The organism is Mariniflexile litorale (assembly GCF_031128465.2).
In the GTDB taxonomy this organism is placed as follows: domain Bacteria; phylum Bacteroidota; class Bacteroidia; order Flavobacteriales; family Flavobacteriaceae; genus Mariniflexile; species Mariniflexile litorale.
This window is the reverse complement of sequence record NZ_CP155618.1, coordinates 3,152,266-3,165,542: the sequence shown is the minus strand read 5'-3', so window position 1 is coordinate 3,165,542 and position 13,277 is coordinate 3,152,266. Positions and strand designations below refer to the sequence as shown.

Here is a 13,277-nt window from a genome sequence, read left to right as displayed (position 1 = left end):
GTTCATCAATCGTTAATCTTTATTCTAAAATCGTTAATAGATTTATCCTTTCAACCAGGCATCTCGTAAGGTTTTTTGAGTTGGGGTAATATCAGATTTTTCCATGATACCCTCTCCCATTGTATATGTTGGAGTGGTTTTAGTTTTTATTATAACTTCTTTACCATCTCTTATTAATTTTACTTCAACATCTTTTCCTGACTTCCACATAAAAACCGATTGCAATACTTGATTCGCATTTTGCATGGTTAATTCGGTACCATCAACAGATTTAATAATATCGTTTGTTTGTGCGCCATTATCAGCCCAGAAGCTATTTTTTAAAACCATATCGGTAAAGAAAATAGTACCTTCTTGTGGATCACCACTAACAATTGGGGCCCCATTCATTAAGATATAATTAGTTTCAACTTTACCTTCTCCTATTTCTAAACCTACTTTATTAAAAAACTCGTTATAATTTATTGGTATATCTCCAGCAACATGAGTTGTTAAAAAGTCATGCACTGAAGGGTAAGTCATTTTTGAAATTTCATCAATCAGTTTATCGTCTTCAAAAGGTTTGTTTTTCCCGTATTTGTTTGAGAGTTCTTTCATTAAAGATAAAATGCCCCTATTGCCATTACTTTCTTCTCGCATTAAAATATCAATACACATACCAATTAACGCCCCCTTTTGGTATACGTTTAAATATTGGTCTTTATATGTTTCTTTCAATATATTCTCACTCATTATAGTAAAACTCATAGCATCATTCAATGTTTTAGCACGTTGAATTTTATCCATGATTTTGTTGTAGAATTCGCTTTCGCTTATCAAGTCTTGATTTACTTGAAATAAGTTCGCAAAATACTCAGTGACTCCTTCGTACATCCATAAATGTTTTGAAAAAGTTGGATTATTGTAGTCAAAATAATGAATATCTTCTGAATGCACACTTAAAGGTGTTACTATATGAAAGAATTCATGAGAAACCACATCTACCATACTTTCTGCAAGTGCTTCCTCGTCCATGGATTCTGGTAAAACTACCACCGTAGAAGTATGATGCTCTAAAGCTCCAAATCCTTTAGGAGACTCCTCTTTTTCTTCTGATAAATACAAATAAATATCGTAACGTGGTGTGGTATTGATATCTCCTAAAAAAGCTTTTTGGGCTTGCATCATCTTAAAAATGGTCTCTTTTAAAGATGTTGCAGAGTGCACTTTGTTTGGAGAGTACACGCTTAAAACTATTTTGATATTACCAACTTCAAACTCTTCAACGCTCAAATTACCATACATCATTGGGTTATCGGTAATTTCAAAATATCTAGTTGCAAAATAACTTGTGGTTACGCTACTTCCATCTTCACTTGCTTTTGAGCCTGTATTTTGTAAAGCTGATGTACGAACAAAATCGGCAGGTGCAGTAACATCCAGCTTGTATTGATTGTTTTTCAACGAATCGAAATACCCTATAAAACCATGAAGATTAAGTACATAATTGGTTGGTTCTATATTAGTACCCGATGGTGAAAAAGGTTGCTCTTTACCTATGCCGCCTTCTTCTTCCATATCAAAAGTATCGTTAACCAAATAAGTTATTTTGTCTAATTGCTTTGCATTTTTTATAACCCACGTATTCACATCAGTTTTGGTTACTGGCATGTTATTACCTTTATAATCAACCGCTTTAAAATCATCAATATATTTACCAAAATTGCTTACCGAGTAAGTACCTTGTACCACTTTGGGCAAATGATATGTGACCGTTTCTACCGTAAAGCGTCCTGGATTAATTATTACAGGTGCTTTGTCGTTTTCTACTTTGGTTAAATCAATTGAAGTTTCAATTGGTAGTTTTGTGGCTAAGTCGTTTCCCGATGTTTTCAAACCACTGCAACTTGCTAATATAATACCAGCAAATAAAGCGGCTAAAGTTTTAGTATTCATTAATGAGTTTTTTTTTAGTTATTTTTAAATGACATCCAAAATACTATTATGTTACGCATTCGCATCTTAAGGTTTTGTTAAAAAGCTAAAACACCCATAAACTATATTTTGTCACACAACGAAAATAATCATAATAAGTGTTACATCCCACCAATTAAAACAAGAAACTATAGACTGATGAATTATGTATATTCGCTACATGCAAAAACCATTAATTAGCATTTTAACCCCTTTTAAAAATACAGAAGCTTATTTAACTGACTGTATTAATTCTATTTTAAATCAAACCTATATCAACTGGGAACTGATAATTGTTGATGATGCTTCTACAGATGGAAGCTATAACCTAGTAAATGACTTCGCTAAAAAAGACAACAGAATAATTCTTTTAAAGAATACTGGCAGTGGTATTATTGATGCGTTACAACTTGCATTTAGTAAATGCAAAGGAGACTTTATTACACGTATGGATAGCGACGACATTATGCTACCAAATAAACTAGATGTTTTACTTAACAACTTAATTATTTATGGTGAAAAGCATGTTGCTGTGGGTATGGTTGAATATTTTAGTGAAACTGGTATTGGTGCAGGTTATAAAAGCTATGAAACATGGCTTAACAATCTAACCATAAAGGGTAATAATTATTCTGAAATTTATAAAGAATGTGTCATTCCATCTCCTTGTTGGATGATTCACCGAAACGATTTGATAGCTTGCGATGCCTTTAATCCAAACTTATATCCTGAAGATTATGATTTAACATTTCGCTTTTACAAACATCATTTCAAATGTATTCCTTGTGATGTGGTTTTACATAAATGGCGTGATTACAGCACTCGAACCTCTAGAACCCACATTCATTATGCTCAAAATCATTTTACCGAATTAAAACTTCGGCACTTTTTAGAAATTGATTACAATAAAGAAAAGACACTAACTATTTGGGGTGCTGGAACTAAAGGCAAATTAATGGCGAACATTTTAATAGAAAAAGACATTCCTTTTGAGTGGGTTTGCGATAATCCTAATAAAATAGGAAAAGCTATTTATGGAAAAATATTAAAAAATTTTAATGCGCTTTCTAAAATAGAAAATCCACAAAGCATTATCACAGTTGCCAATAAAACAGCTCAATTAGAAATAAGATCCTATTTAAAAACACTAAAGAAGGAAGCTTTAAAAGATTATATATTCTTTTGTTAATTCTATACCTTTTCATTTAATAATGAAAAAATGTTTACTTTTGAAATGAGCAATAACAGTAAGATTTACAGCAACTGTAATGTTCAATAGTGAATTACATCTGACCTATAAAAATCAATAAGTTAAAACAGATGAAAATATAAAACACAATGCAGTTTAAACACCCCGAACTTCTTTACGCTTTATTTTTACTGCTCATCCCTATCATTGTTCATTTATTTCAATTACGTAAGTTTCAAAAAGAAGCCTTTACCAATGTGGCATTTTTAAAAGAAGCGACAATACAAACTCGTAAAAGTTCTCAAATAAAAAAATGGTTAATTCTCTGTACCAGACTCTTATTGCTCGCAGCAATTATATTGGCATTTGCTCAACCATTTACATCTAATTCGAGTGCTTTCAAAACAAAAAAAGAAACCGTTATTTATTTAGATAATTCGTTTAGTATGCAAGCAAAAGGGAAACAAGGCGACCTCTTAAAACGTGCTGTACAAGACATTATTAGCAATGTACCAGAAGATGAAAACATAAGTCTTATTACTAACAACAGTGTCTTTAAAAATACCACAATAAAAGCTATTAAAAATGATTTATTACAATTAGAGTACTCATCCAATCTATTAACACCTGGAGCTGCTTTACTAAAAAGCAATACCTTTTTCAACAAGCAGAAAAACACTTTAAAAAATCTAGTATTTATTTCAGATTTTCAACAGGATAAATCGGAATTCATTCCTAAAGTCGATTCATTAACTCACATACATCTAGTACAACTAAAACCTGTAAACAATAACAATGTGACTATCGATTCGGCTTATATTACTTCCACTACAGCCTCTTCAATCGAGTTAAAAGTACTCTTAAAAAACAGTGGTAACCCCATCGAAAATTTGCCTGTTTCGCTATTTAATAATAAAGTGTTGATTGCAAAAACATCAGTAGCTATTAAAGACCGTATGGAAACCACGTTTTCACTGCCCTTTAATGCTATTATTAATGGCCAGATCACTATTGATGATACGAACTTACAGTTTGATAACAATTTATTTTTCAACATCAATAAAGCCTCCAAAATTAACGTACTGGCCATCAATGCGGAAGACGATTCGTTTTTAAAACGTATTTATACGGAAGATGAGTTTTATTTTACATCAACCCTTGAAAACAACCTAAATTACACACTTATAGAGCAACAAGATGTTATTATTTTGAATGAATTAAACAGCATCCCGAACGCTCTTCTAGGCGCGTTAAAATCGTATACAAACCAAGGTGGTTCGCTCATCATTATTCCTTCAACAACCATCAATATTGAATCTTACAACCAATTACTTAATACTTTCGGAAGCAACTATAACTCATCTATTCAAACTGAAAAACGTATCACCACTATTAATTATTCGCATCCCTTATACAATTCTGGGGTATTTGAAAAAGAGGTTACTAATTTTCAATATCCAACAACAATTAGTTTTTATCCTATTTATTCAAAAAATGCATCAGAAATTTTAAAATTTGAAGATGGCAAGCCTTTTTTAAATCAGACTAAAAACACCTACATATTCACGTCGGCATTAAATGCTACTAATTCAAGTTTTAAAAATTCACCTTTAATAGTACCAACCCTTTATAATATTGGGAAATTCAGCTTTAAAAATCCCGTGTTATACTATACCATTGGAAAAGAAAACACTTTCGATGTAAAAACTGAATTACAACAAGATGCTATAGTAACTTTAGTAAGTGATGAGATCAATATCATTCCCAAACAACACTATTTTAATAACAAAGTGGTGATTAACACATCTGAAACACCTTCTATAGCTGCCATTTATGCCATTAAAAATAAAAACGAAACCATTAAAAACGTTAGTTATAATTACAGTAGAGATGAAAGTGCTTTGATTTACAGAAACCTATCGGCTTCAAAAAACGTTACAGTAAGCGATTCTATTACCGAAATTTTCGATAGCATAAAAAGTGATACAAAAGTTAACGCCTTATGGAAATGGTTTGTTATTTTTGCCTTAGCGTTATTGATAATTGAAATGCTCGTATTAAAATACTTTAAATGAACATACTTATAAAATCTGCTTCCATTATAGATTCTAAAAGCGAGTTTCATAATACAACTCAAGATATCTTAGTAGAAAATGGTGTAATTACCCAAATTGCCAATTCCATAAAAAACCCTAAAAATTATCAAGAAATTGCTTTTGAAAATCTTCATATTTCGCAAGGTTGGTTTGATAGCAGTGTGTGTTTTGGAGAGCCTGGTTTTGAGGAACGAGATACTATTGTAAACGGATTAAAAACAGCCGCTGCATCTGGTTTTACTACAGTTGCTATGAATGCCCACACCCATCCGGCAATAGATTCGAATTCCAACGTTACCTTTGTTAATTCTAAAGCCGCTAATCATGCAGTTACTTTACTACCCATTGGCGCCTTAACTGCGTGCAGTAAAGGGGAAGATTTAGCAGAACTTTATGATATGAATACCGCTGGGGCAGTAGCATTTTATGATTATAAAAAACCGATAGTCAACCCAAACCTTATGAAAATTGCATTGCAGTATGCTAGTAATTTTGATGGATTGGTGTGCTCCTTTCCGCAAGAAAATAGAATTGCAGGAAATGGGGTTGTAAACGAACATATTATAAGTACCCGATTGGGTTTAAAAGGTATTCCTGCCTTAGCTGAAGAAATGCAAGTGGCACGCGATTTGTTTTTATTGGAATATACAGGAGGTAAATTACACATCCCTACCATTTCAACAGCAAAATCAGTGGATCTAATAAGAGACGCAAAAAAGAAAAAACTAGATATTACTTGTAGTGTCGCCATACATAACTTATACTTTACGGACGCCGTTTTAACCGACTTTAACACCCATTTTAAAGTATTACCACCATTACGAACGCAAACCGATATAGATGCTTTAGTTGAGGCTGTAAAAGATGGCACCATAGATATGGTAACCAGTGACCACAACCCCATTGATATCGAACACAAAAAAATAGAGTTTGATTACGCAGCTTATGGAAGCATTGGTTTAGAAAGTGCTTTTGGTGCTTTACAAACTATTTTTACCACTAAAAAGACCATAGATATTTTAACTAAAGGAAAAATGCGATTTGGGATAGAACCAACCCCCATAAACATTGGTAACAAACTGAATATCACACTTTTTAACCCAGATATAAAATACACTTTTACTTTAAAGCATATTGTTTCCAAATCAAAAAATGCTATTTTTGAAAATGAAACTTTAAAAGGAAACGTGTATGGAATCATCTCAAACAATAAAGTTTCATTAAATTCTTAAAACTATGACAGAACAAGATATTGAAACAGGCCGAAATAACGCTATTATTAGTTATTTAACCATATTTGGAACCATCATTGCTTTTTATCTAAATAATGAAAATAAAAGTAATTTTGCCAATTTTCACATCAGGCAAGCACTTGGGCTTTGGCTCACATTTTTTGCGCTTGGCTATATAGTTGGTGTTTTTGATAGCTGGTTTATTACCTTTGGTTTTTATATGTTTTTTGGTGTGCTTTTTATATTTGGTTTCGCTAATGCGGTTTCTAGAAAGCCACAAACCGTACCTCTTCTTGGAGAATTATACCAAAAACTATTTGCAAATTTAGGTAGATAATCATGACAAATACATCACTTTCTTTACACCATATCATTAGAAAATCTTCTTTAACTGAAAACGCCCCATTGCTTATTTTGATGCACGGTTATGGGAGTGATGAAAACGATTTATTTTCATTTTCGTCGGAATTACCAGAAGAACTTTTCATCATTTCTGTACGTGCGCCATACCCTATGCAGCCTTATGGCAATGCCTGGTATGCCATTAATTTTGATGAGGCACAAGGTAAATGGAATGACAATGAGCAAGCCAAAGAATCACGTGATTTAATTGCGAGATTTATAGATGAAGCCATTGCAGAATATGCAGTAAACAAAAACAATATTACACTTTTAGGATTTAGCCAAGGCAGTATTTTAAGTTACGCCGTGGCATTAACTTATCCAGAAAAAATTAAAAATATTATTGCGTTAAGCGGTTATGTAAACAAAGATATTTTACCAGAAGATATAAACACAAGAGATTATTCTAATCTTGATTTTTATTGTTCGCATGGTAGTGTAGACCAAGTAATTCCTGTAGATTGGGCGCGGCAAACAGCTCCGTTTTTAAAAAGCTTAAACATTGCTTACAAATACTCAGAATTTCCTGTGGGACATGGTGTAGCGCCTCAAAATTTTCAGGAGCTTAAAAATTGGTTAATTAAACGTATTTAATAGTAGTATTAAAATTCTAAAAAAAGTTTCAGGGTTTATTTTATACAAATTTAAAAACCTTAAGAAGAAAAAGCCAATACTACTCTTTTTAGTAATATGGGCTTTTTTACATTTTATATGTGTCGATCATACGGTATTACGGGCATGTTCAATAAAAAAAGTGGCCAATTCGTACAAATAGACCTGTATCCTTATCCAAATTACCCTTCACACCGTTATTAAAATTTTTGATAATGCGCTTTATCTTCGTTTTCTTCTGTAGAACTCCAATACATACCAGACTCTAAGATATCACCATTTAAAGTTCCTCCCCTCGATTCTAATTTTTCAATTATTATATCTTTTTTAGGGTACATTTGATTTAATTCACCCTTACTTGGTAAAAACCAATCTGTATTGCTGTTAATACAGTTTTTTTATTGGGGCTATTTTTAGATTTTGCAGGTGATCAAATTGATAAAAAAAAAATGCCATCGTTAATTTTGAAAATATCATGCAAAACATAAAAACTAATAAATAAAAAGGTTGTTTAAAACTTAGTTTCAAACAACCTTTTTATAATAATTTTAAAATCTGTTATAATATTACAGTGATACTTTTGTACCAACTGGTTTACCATCTATGATATCAATAATCACATTATCTGTTTTTCCATTTACAATATAGGTAGGAATATTATTTGCAGCCGCTTGTTGTGCATAGTCTAGTTTAGATCCCATGCCCCCGCGTCCTTCTTCTTCTGCCTTATTACTATCCTTAATATATTTGTCTAAGTTTTCATGCGGACCAACATTCTCTATCAAACTACTACTCTTTGCATCTGGATGCCCTGTGTAAAGTCCGTCAATATCAGTTAGAATAATAAGTTTATCGGCATTTATAAGTTGTGCAATTAAACTTGCCAATTCATCATTATCAGAGAACATAGACATGGTTACCGAAACCGCATCATCTTCATTTGCTATGGGAATAACACCTTCTGACAATAAACCTTCACAGCAATTAATCATATTCTGCCTGTGAACACCTGGACTAAAATCACGCTTCGTTGGAAGTACCTGAGCACATTTCATCCCAAAATCATTAAAAATATTATAATACAAACGCATCATACGCGGTTGCCCTATAGCTGAATAGACTTGACGACGTTGCGTTTTATCCTTAATTTTAGACTTTCCTAAAACTTCTCTTCCTGCAATTACAGAACCCGACGATACGAGTACGCAAATAATATCACGTTCGTAAAGTTCGGCTATTTGTTTTACTAAATTGCGTAAAACAGGTCTAACAATTCTATTGTTTCTGTTGGTCATTACATTTGTACCAACTTTAATAACTATTCTTTCTTTATACATTTTTAATATTCTTTTCCTAATTCAACAGCACGATTAAAGGCTGCAAATGCTGCTTCTTTTATCAATTCGCCTACATTATTATCTTCCATAGAATCTAACGCTGCGCGTGTTGTTCCTCCTTTTGAAGCCACTTTATCCATCCAAGAATTAGGTGATAAATTAGATTGATTAAAAAGTTCGACCGCACCTGTAAACGTTTGACTTACCAGAACTGTGGAATCGTTTTTTGAAAATCCCATTTGTAAAGCTGCTTCCATCATACTTTGCATAAAATAAAAAACATAGGCAGGTCCACTTCCTGAAATACCTGTTGAAGCATCAATAAAATTTTCATTAGATACACGCATTGATTTCCCTGTAGTATCTAATAAACTTTCCACGGTTAGCATTTCAATTCTAGAAACCTCGGGAGATATTACATACGATGTTAAACCCTTTCCTATTTGAGCTGGTAAATTTGGCATGGCTCTAACAATTTTGGTTAGTCCAGTAATTTCTTTTATAGAAGTTATGGAAACACCTGCCATAATAGATACTAAAATTTGTTGCGGTTGTACAAGCGTTTTTATGGCTTTAAATACACTTTCTGCATGGTAAGGTTTAACGGCTATGAATATGATATCTGCTTGTGGAACGCAATCTTCTAACTCGCTAAAAGCATCAAAATGTGATATTTGATTAAGCTCTTCAAGTTTTTCTTCAGATTTGTCTAAAACCATGATGTTTTTTTTCTTCAACAATCTTGATTTCGACATGCCTTCAGCATAAGTAAGCCCCATGTTACCTGCCCCTATTACTAGTACTTTCATTTATTTGTGTATTTATTAATTTGGTTTTATTTATTAAAGTATTTAGACAAACAGCATACAGTCATTACAGTCTTTTACTTCTCCATAATAGGTTTCTCTATATTTATGAAGCGTTTTTACAGGCAACCCAAACAAATACTTTTTTATATAAGTAACTTTTGTGGTTAATTCTCCCATTTTAATACTGTGTCGTTTTTCGTATGTTGTTTTTCTTTTTATATGTATAATCTTCATGTGTATTTTATTTGTAATTTGTATTGAATGATTGGTTAACTTCTAATCAACCTCATTTCTATATTTCTTGGTTTAAAACCCTGTTTTTCAAATAACTTAATTACAGAGTTACCTGCGTCTATATGTGTTGAAATATCTCCATCACAATATTTTATAGTATGCTTAATTAATTTTTTAGCAATACCTTTTTCTCTAAACACAGTCTTTACCGCAATATAAACCAATATGTTTTCTGGTATATATTCGTTCATTCCTGTTCTGTTTACTACTGTAGCTCCTATAATATCGTTGTTCTGTTCCATAATAAACACATAACCTCCCAATCCAGGAACCTCTTTGGCTGCATATAATACGGATTTCCTAATGGCACTTTTAGTATCTCTAACATCACCAGAATATTCAAATAAAAATTTGGTTATGCGATTTATATCCATAATTGATAGCCTTGAAAACGCATCAAAAGTTTTTATAGTCATGAATGTATAGTATTTTAATCACATCTAAACCAGCTATAGATGTAACTAATTAGGAGATAAATACTTATATTATAAAGTACTTAAATAAAAAACAGGTAATAAATAAAGCGTAATATCTAGAGATAAAACCTCTTAGTTTGTAATGTTAGGAGGTATGAATTTGTCGGATTGAGTTCTAAAAACTAAAAAATTAAAGTTGAATATTCTACTGTTTTGTCTTTCATGAAGTCTTTTGCTCATCTTGCAAATTTACAAAAATTGACCGCCAATAGCAAATAAGCCGTGCTAAGATAATGATAAGCTTATAAAACAAAACAAAAGCTCCCTAAAAGGGAGCTTTAAAATCAAAAAAACTATGTATTAAAATAAACCTAAACTAACTCTTGGGGTTCGAACATTTACACGTGTATTAATTGTGCTTCGTTGTGGATATCTAGTATGATGAGAATTGTCATATCTATAATAATAGAATGATGCATGATGATAATAATTATCACTATGATGGCAATGCGCATCGCAATATGAATAATGACTAGCGTATGCCTCTTTTTTACCTTTCATATAGGCCTTGTAAGCTTTTTTGTTTTTTTTCTTTAAATCTTTCTCATAAGCTTTTTGCTCATCCCAAAAAGTATCTTCTTCGTCCTTATTATCTGCTATAAATTGTTGTTCGTATTTTGCATCTTCAATAGCTCTTTGTTCATAATAAGACTTCGTTTCTATTTGAGTTTTTGTTGTAGCTTTTGCTTCTTGTGCATTCGCTATAGAAGAAAAAATTACTGCTAAAAATATTACTATAATTTTATTGGGTTTCATAATTCTATATTTTTAAATTATTAATAAAATCGCTTTTAGCGACCTTTCAGTAATAAGACAACCATAAAACAATTTACCCTACCTTCAAACTTTTAAACAACAAAAAAGCCTCCTAAATTAGGAAGCTTTTTTTAATATTTTTATACTAAATTAGTTTTATGCTTGTGCGCTATTAGCTTTAGAGCTTAACTCCATTGAAATAGCAGAACGCTCGAACTTGACTTTTCCAGACATGGTTTCTATAATACACGTCTGATCTTTATCATTAAGTTCTAAAATTTTACCGTGCAAACCGCTTTTGGTAATAACCTTATCGCCTTTTTTTAATTCTGAATTAAATTTTTTCTCTTTTTTGGCACGTTTCATTTGTGGTGCAATCATAAAGAAATACACAACCACAAACATTAGTATAAACGGTAAAAATTGACCGATTCCTTCCATTGTTTTAAGTTATTTGTTAGTTATTTAGTGTGCTGTATTAGCAGCGGAATTGCTATTTATTGTTGCGTTAGAATCTTTTACAAAAGCAGAAATTTTAACAACCTCAGACCCTTTTTCGGTATTGGCTGTAACTGTAATGGTTTTCGTGATTTTGTTAGGCCCTGCTCCATTATATTTTACTGTAAATTGCCCTGTTTTTCCTGGTGCCAAAGGCTCTCTACTCCAGTTTTCCGGTACGGTACATCCGCAAGAACTTTTAATTTCAGTTATAACAAGAGGGGCATTACCAGTGTTTTTATATGAAAAAACAGTTTCGACTGATTGGTTTTTTTCTATTTCACCAAAATCATGTTCAGTTTCATTAAATTCAAGTACTGGAAATTTAGACGCATTCGCGTCTCTAAGTGCTGCTGCATTTACATTCGCTTCTTCTACTTTTTTAGACGCATCTTCTTTACATGATGTAAAAGTTATTAAACTAAGTGCACTTAATCCTAATATTAATTTTTTCATTGTCAAGCTATTTTTTGTTCAAGCAGTAAAAATAGGAATTATTTAATCTATTAAAAACTTTTAAGGGCTTCTTAACACAATTTTACAGCAATCCCCGCCCTACTTTTTTAAGAGTCCCAGCCTCTTCATACTCTTTTACCAATTTATCTAAAATACCATTTATAAAAATGCTACTTTTAGGTGTAGAATATTCCTTAGCTATTTCTAAATACTCATTAATAGTCACTTTTACGGGAATAGATGGAAAGCTTTTTAATTCGCAAATAGCCAATTGGAGCAATACATAATCTACATTGGCAATACGGTCTGAATCCCAGTTTTGGGTTTTGTTTTCTATTTCTTTATTTAATGCACTTCTATTTAAAAGAGTTTTCCTAAATAAATCGATGGCATATTGCTTATCGTCTGCATCTTTATAAAGTTTTGGTGTAAAATAACCTTCGGCCGAGGTGCTTTTTGCTTTTCGTAATAATTTTAAAATGGTTGTATTAACCGTTGGTAAATCGTCTAACCACGTTAAATTTTTATCTTCTAAATAATCGTAAAGTTTATCATTTGGCGCGATAATTTCTTTGAATACATCTACAATAAAATCTTTGTCTTCTTTAAAATCGGACATTTTAGTTTTCATGTATTCTTTATACAAATCGCTAGTCGTAATAGCTTTAAAAATAACATCTACATATTCGCTATCCAACTCCCAATTAGTAATATTGTGTATTTCTAACTGATTTTTTAATTGATAATTATCAGCGATTAGATTGAGAAGTTGATTATTTACAAATTTTCTATTAGGATCTTTATCTTCTTTGGTCGCTAAATGCTTTTTTTGTTTTTTTTGTAGATCCTTTTCAGCTCTCTTTTGAACCTCTATAATCAAAGCAAGCAACAATAGGTACAAGTTGTACATATTATCTATACTAAACAGTAAAAACTTTTGATCTTTACTAAAATCATCACTTTCCCCCCCCTTAAAGGCATACATGGTTTGCATTACTTTTACGCGGATATGTCTTCTATTTAGCATAATTACAAAGAACTTAAATTTATTAAGACGAAAATTTTATAGTTTCGAGCTGCAAAAATAACACTATTTTAAAAAGTTACTTCATATTTTTTGTTTTATTATTTACTAAATACTTTATGCTATATTTAACAATTACTAAA

The 13,277-nt window shown here is 31.7% G+C and carries 15 protein-coding genes; 5 read left to right on the top strand and 10 right to left on the bottom strand.

Going from position 1 to position 13,277, the window contains the following annotated elements:
- Window positions 1-42 precede the first annotated feature (42 nt).
- Window positions 43-1,935 carry a peptidase M61 gene (locus tag QLS71_RS13315; protein WP_308992601.1) on the bottom strand — a complete coding sequence of 631 codons (1,893 nt, stop codon included), beginning with the start codon at window positions 1,933-1,935 and terminating at the stop codon, window positions 43-45.
- A gap of 199 nt (window positions 1,936-2,134) precedes the next feature.
- Between QLS71_RS13315 and QLS71_RS13310 the strand changes: the two genes are divergently transcribed.
- The 5 genes from QLS71_RS13310 (at window position 2,135) to QLS71_RS13290 (ending at window position 7,466) form a co-directional block, all read left to right on the top strand.
- On the top strand, window positions 2,135-3,142 hold the full coding sequence (locus QLS71_RS13310; protein WP_308992602.1) for a glycosyltransferase family 2 protein: 1,008 nt from the start codon (window positions 2,135-2,137) through the stop codon (window positions 3,140-3,142).
- Window positions 3,143-3,291: 149 nt separating this feature from the next.
- Window positions 3,292-5,217, top strand: a complete 1,926-nt coding sequence (locus QLS71_RS13305; protein ID WP_308992603.1) for a BatA domain-containing protein — start codon at window positions 3,292-3,294, stop codon at window positions 5,215-5,217.
- Window positions 5,214-6,470: a dihydroorotase gene (locus tag QLS71_RS13300; protein WP_308992604.1), complete on the top strand. Its 1,257-nt coding sequence runs from the start codon at window positions 5,214-5,216 to the stop codon at window positions 6,468-6,470. The genes QLS71_RS13305 and QLS71_RS13300 overlap by 4 nt, the downstream gene beginning before the upstream one ends.
- Before the next feature lie 4 nt (window positions 6,471-6,474).
- A complete protein-coding gene (locus tag QLS71_RS13295; RefSeq protein ID WP_308992605.1) occupies window positions 6,475-6,807 on the top strand; it encodes a hypothetical protein in 333 nt (110 codons plus the stop codon).
- A gap of 2 nt (window positions 6,808-6,809) precedes the next feature.
- Window positions 6,810-7,466, top strand: coding sequence for an alpha/beta fold hydrolase (locus tag QLS71_RS13290; protein ID WP_308992606.1), 657 nt, complete (start codon window positions 6,810-6,812; stop codon window positions 7,464-7,466).
- Between the two features lie 218 nt (window positions 7,467-7,684).
- Here QLS71_RS13290 and QLS71_RS13285 read toward each other — a convergent pair whose 3' ends face one another.
- The 9 genes from QLS71_RS13285 to nusB form a co-directional block, all read right to left on the bottom strand.
- Entirely contained in the window at window positions 7,685-7,822 is a 138-nt protein-coding gene (locus QLS71_RS13285; RefSeq protein ID WP_308992607.1) for a hypothetical protein, read from the bottom strand.
- A gap of 228 nt (window positions 7,823-8,050) precedes the next feature.
- On the bottom strand, window positions 8,051-8,821 hold the full coding sequence (gene proB, locus QLS71_RS13280) for a glutamate 5-kinase (protein WP_308992608.1): 771 nt from the start codon (window positions 8,819-8,821) through the stop codon (window positions 8,051-8,053).
- Window positions 8,822-8,823: 2 nt separating this feature from the next.
- A complete protein-coding gene (proC, locus tag QLS71_RS13275; protein WP_308992609.1) occupies window positions 8,824-9,630 on the bottom strand; it encodes a pyrroline-5-carboxylate reductase in 807 nt (268 codons plus the stop codon).
- A 42-nt stretch (window positions 9,631-9,672) separates the two neighbouring features.
- Window positions 9,673-9,864 carry a hypothetical protein gene (locus tag QLS71_RS13270; RefSeq protein WP_308992610.1) on the bottom strand — a complete coding sequence of 64 codons (192 nt, stop codon included), beginning with the start codon at window positions 9,862-9,864 and terminating at the stop codon, window positions 9,673-9,675.
- Between the two features lie 35 nt (window positions 9,865-9,899).
- Window positions 9,900-10,340 carry a GNAT family N-acetyltransferase gene (locus QLS71_RS13265; RefSeq protein WP_308992611.1) on the bottom strand — a complete coding sequence of 147 codons (441 nt, stop codon included), beginning with the start codon at window positions 10,338-10,340 and terminating at the stop codon, window positions 9,900-9,902.
- A 360-nt stretch (window positions 10,341-10,700) separates the two neighbouring features.
- Window positions 10,701-11,156: a hypothetical protein gene (locus tag QLS71_RS13260; RefSeq protein ID WP_308992612.1), complete on the bottom strand. Its 456-nt coding sequence runs from the start codon at window positions 11,154-11,156 to the stop codon at window positions 10,701-10,703.
- Window positions 11,157-11,312: 156 nt separating this feature from the next.
- Complete coding sequence (yajC, locus tag QLS71_RS13255; RefSeq protein WP_308992613.1) at window positions 11,313-11,597, bottom strand: preprotein translocase subunit YajC; 285 nt, start codon at window positions 11,595-11,597, stop codon at window positions 11,313-11,315.
- 24 nt (window positions 11,598-11,621) lie between these two features.
- Window positions 11,622-12,110 carry a DUF1573 domain-containing protein gene (locus QLS71_RS13250; protein WP_308992614.1) on the bottom strand — a complete coding sequence of 163 codons (489 nt, stop codon included), beginning with the start codon at window positions 12,108-12,110 and terminating at the stop codon, window positions 11,622-11,624.
- An 82-nt stretch (window positions 12,111-12,192) separates the two neighbouring features.
- On the bottom strand, window positions 12,193-13,137 hold the full coding sequence (gene nusB, locus QLS71_RS13245; RefSeq protein ID WP_308992615.1) for a transcription antitermination factor NusB: 945 nt from the start codon (window positions 13,135-13,137) through the stop codon (window positions 12,193-12,195).
- Between the last annotated feature and the right edge of the window lie 140 nt (window positions 13,138-13,277).

Coding starts and splice junctions, on each gene's coding strand:
- proC (WP_308992609.1), bottom strand. CDS start 9,630: ATGAAAGTACTAGTAATAGGGGCAGGTAACATGGGGCTTACTTATGCT.
- QLS71_RS13290 (WP_308992606.1), top strand. CDS start 6,810: ATGACAAATACATCACTTTCTTTACACCATATCATTAGAAAATCTTCT.
- QLS71_RS13250 (WP_308992614.1), bottom strand. CDS start 12,110: ATGAAAAAATTAATATTAGGATTAAGTGCACTTAGTTTAATAACTTTT.
- QLS71_RS13265 (WP_308992611.1), bottom strand. CDS start 10,340: ATGACTATAAAAACTTTTGATGCGTTTTCAAGGCTATCAATTATGGAT.
- proB (WP_308992608.1), bottom strand. CDS start 8,821: ATGTATAAAGAAAGAATAGTTATTAAAGTTGGTACAAATGTAATGACC.
- QLS71_RS13300 (WP_308992604.1), top strand. CDS start 5,214: ATGAACATACTTATAAAATCTGCTTCCATTATAGATTCTAAAAGCGAG.
- QLS71_RS13270 (WP_308992610.1), bottom strand. CDS start 9,864: ATGAAGATTATACATATAAAAAGAAAAACAACATACGAAAAACGACAC.
- QLS71_RS13285 (WP_308992607.1), bottom strand. CDS start 7,822: ATGTACCCTAAAAAAGATATAATAATTGAAAAATTAGAATCGAGGGGA.
- QLS71_RS13260 (WP_308992612.1), bottom strand. CDS start 11,156: ATGAAACCCAATAAAATTATAGTAATATTTTTAGCAGTAATTTTTTCT.
- QLS71_RS13315 (WP_308992601.1), bottom strand. CDS start 1,935: ATGAATACTAAAACTTTAGCCGCTTTATTTGCTGGTATTATATTAGCA.
- QLS71_RS13310 (WP_308992602.1), top strand. CDS start 2,135: ATGCAAAAACCATTAATTAGCATTTTAACCCCTTTTAAAAATACAGAA.
- QLS71_RS13305 (WP_308992603.1), top strand. CDS start 3,292: ATGCAGTTTAAACACCCCGAACTTCTTTACGCTTTATTTTTACTGCTC.
- nusB (WP_308992615.1), bottom strand. CDS start 13,137: ATGCTAAATAGAAGACATATCCGCGTAAAAGTAATGCAAACCATGTAT.
- QLS71_RS13295 (WP_308992605.1), top strand. CDS start 6,475: ATGACAGAACAAGATATTGAAACAGGCCGAAATAACGCTATTATTAGT.
- yajC (WP_308992613.1), bottom strand. CDS start 11,597: ATGGAAGGAATCGGTCAATTTTTACCGTTTATACTAATGTTTGTGGTT.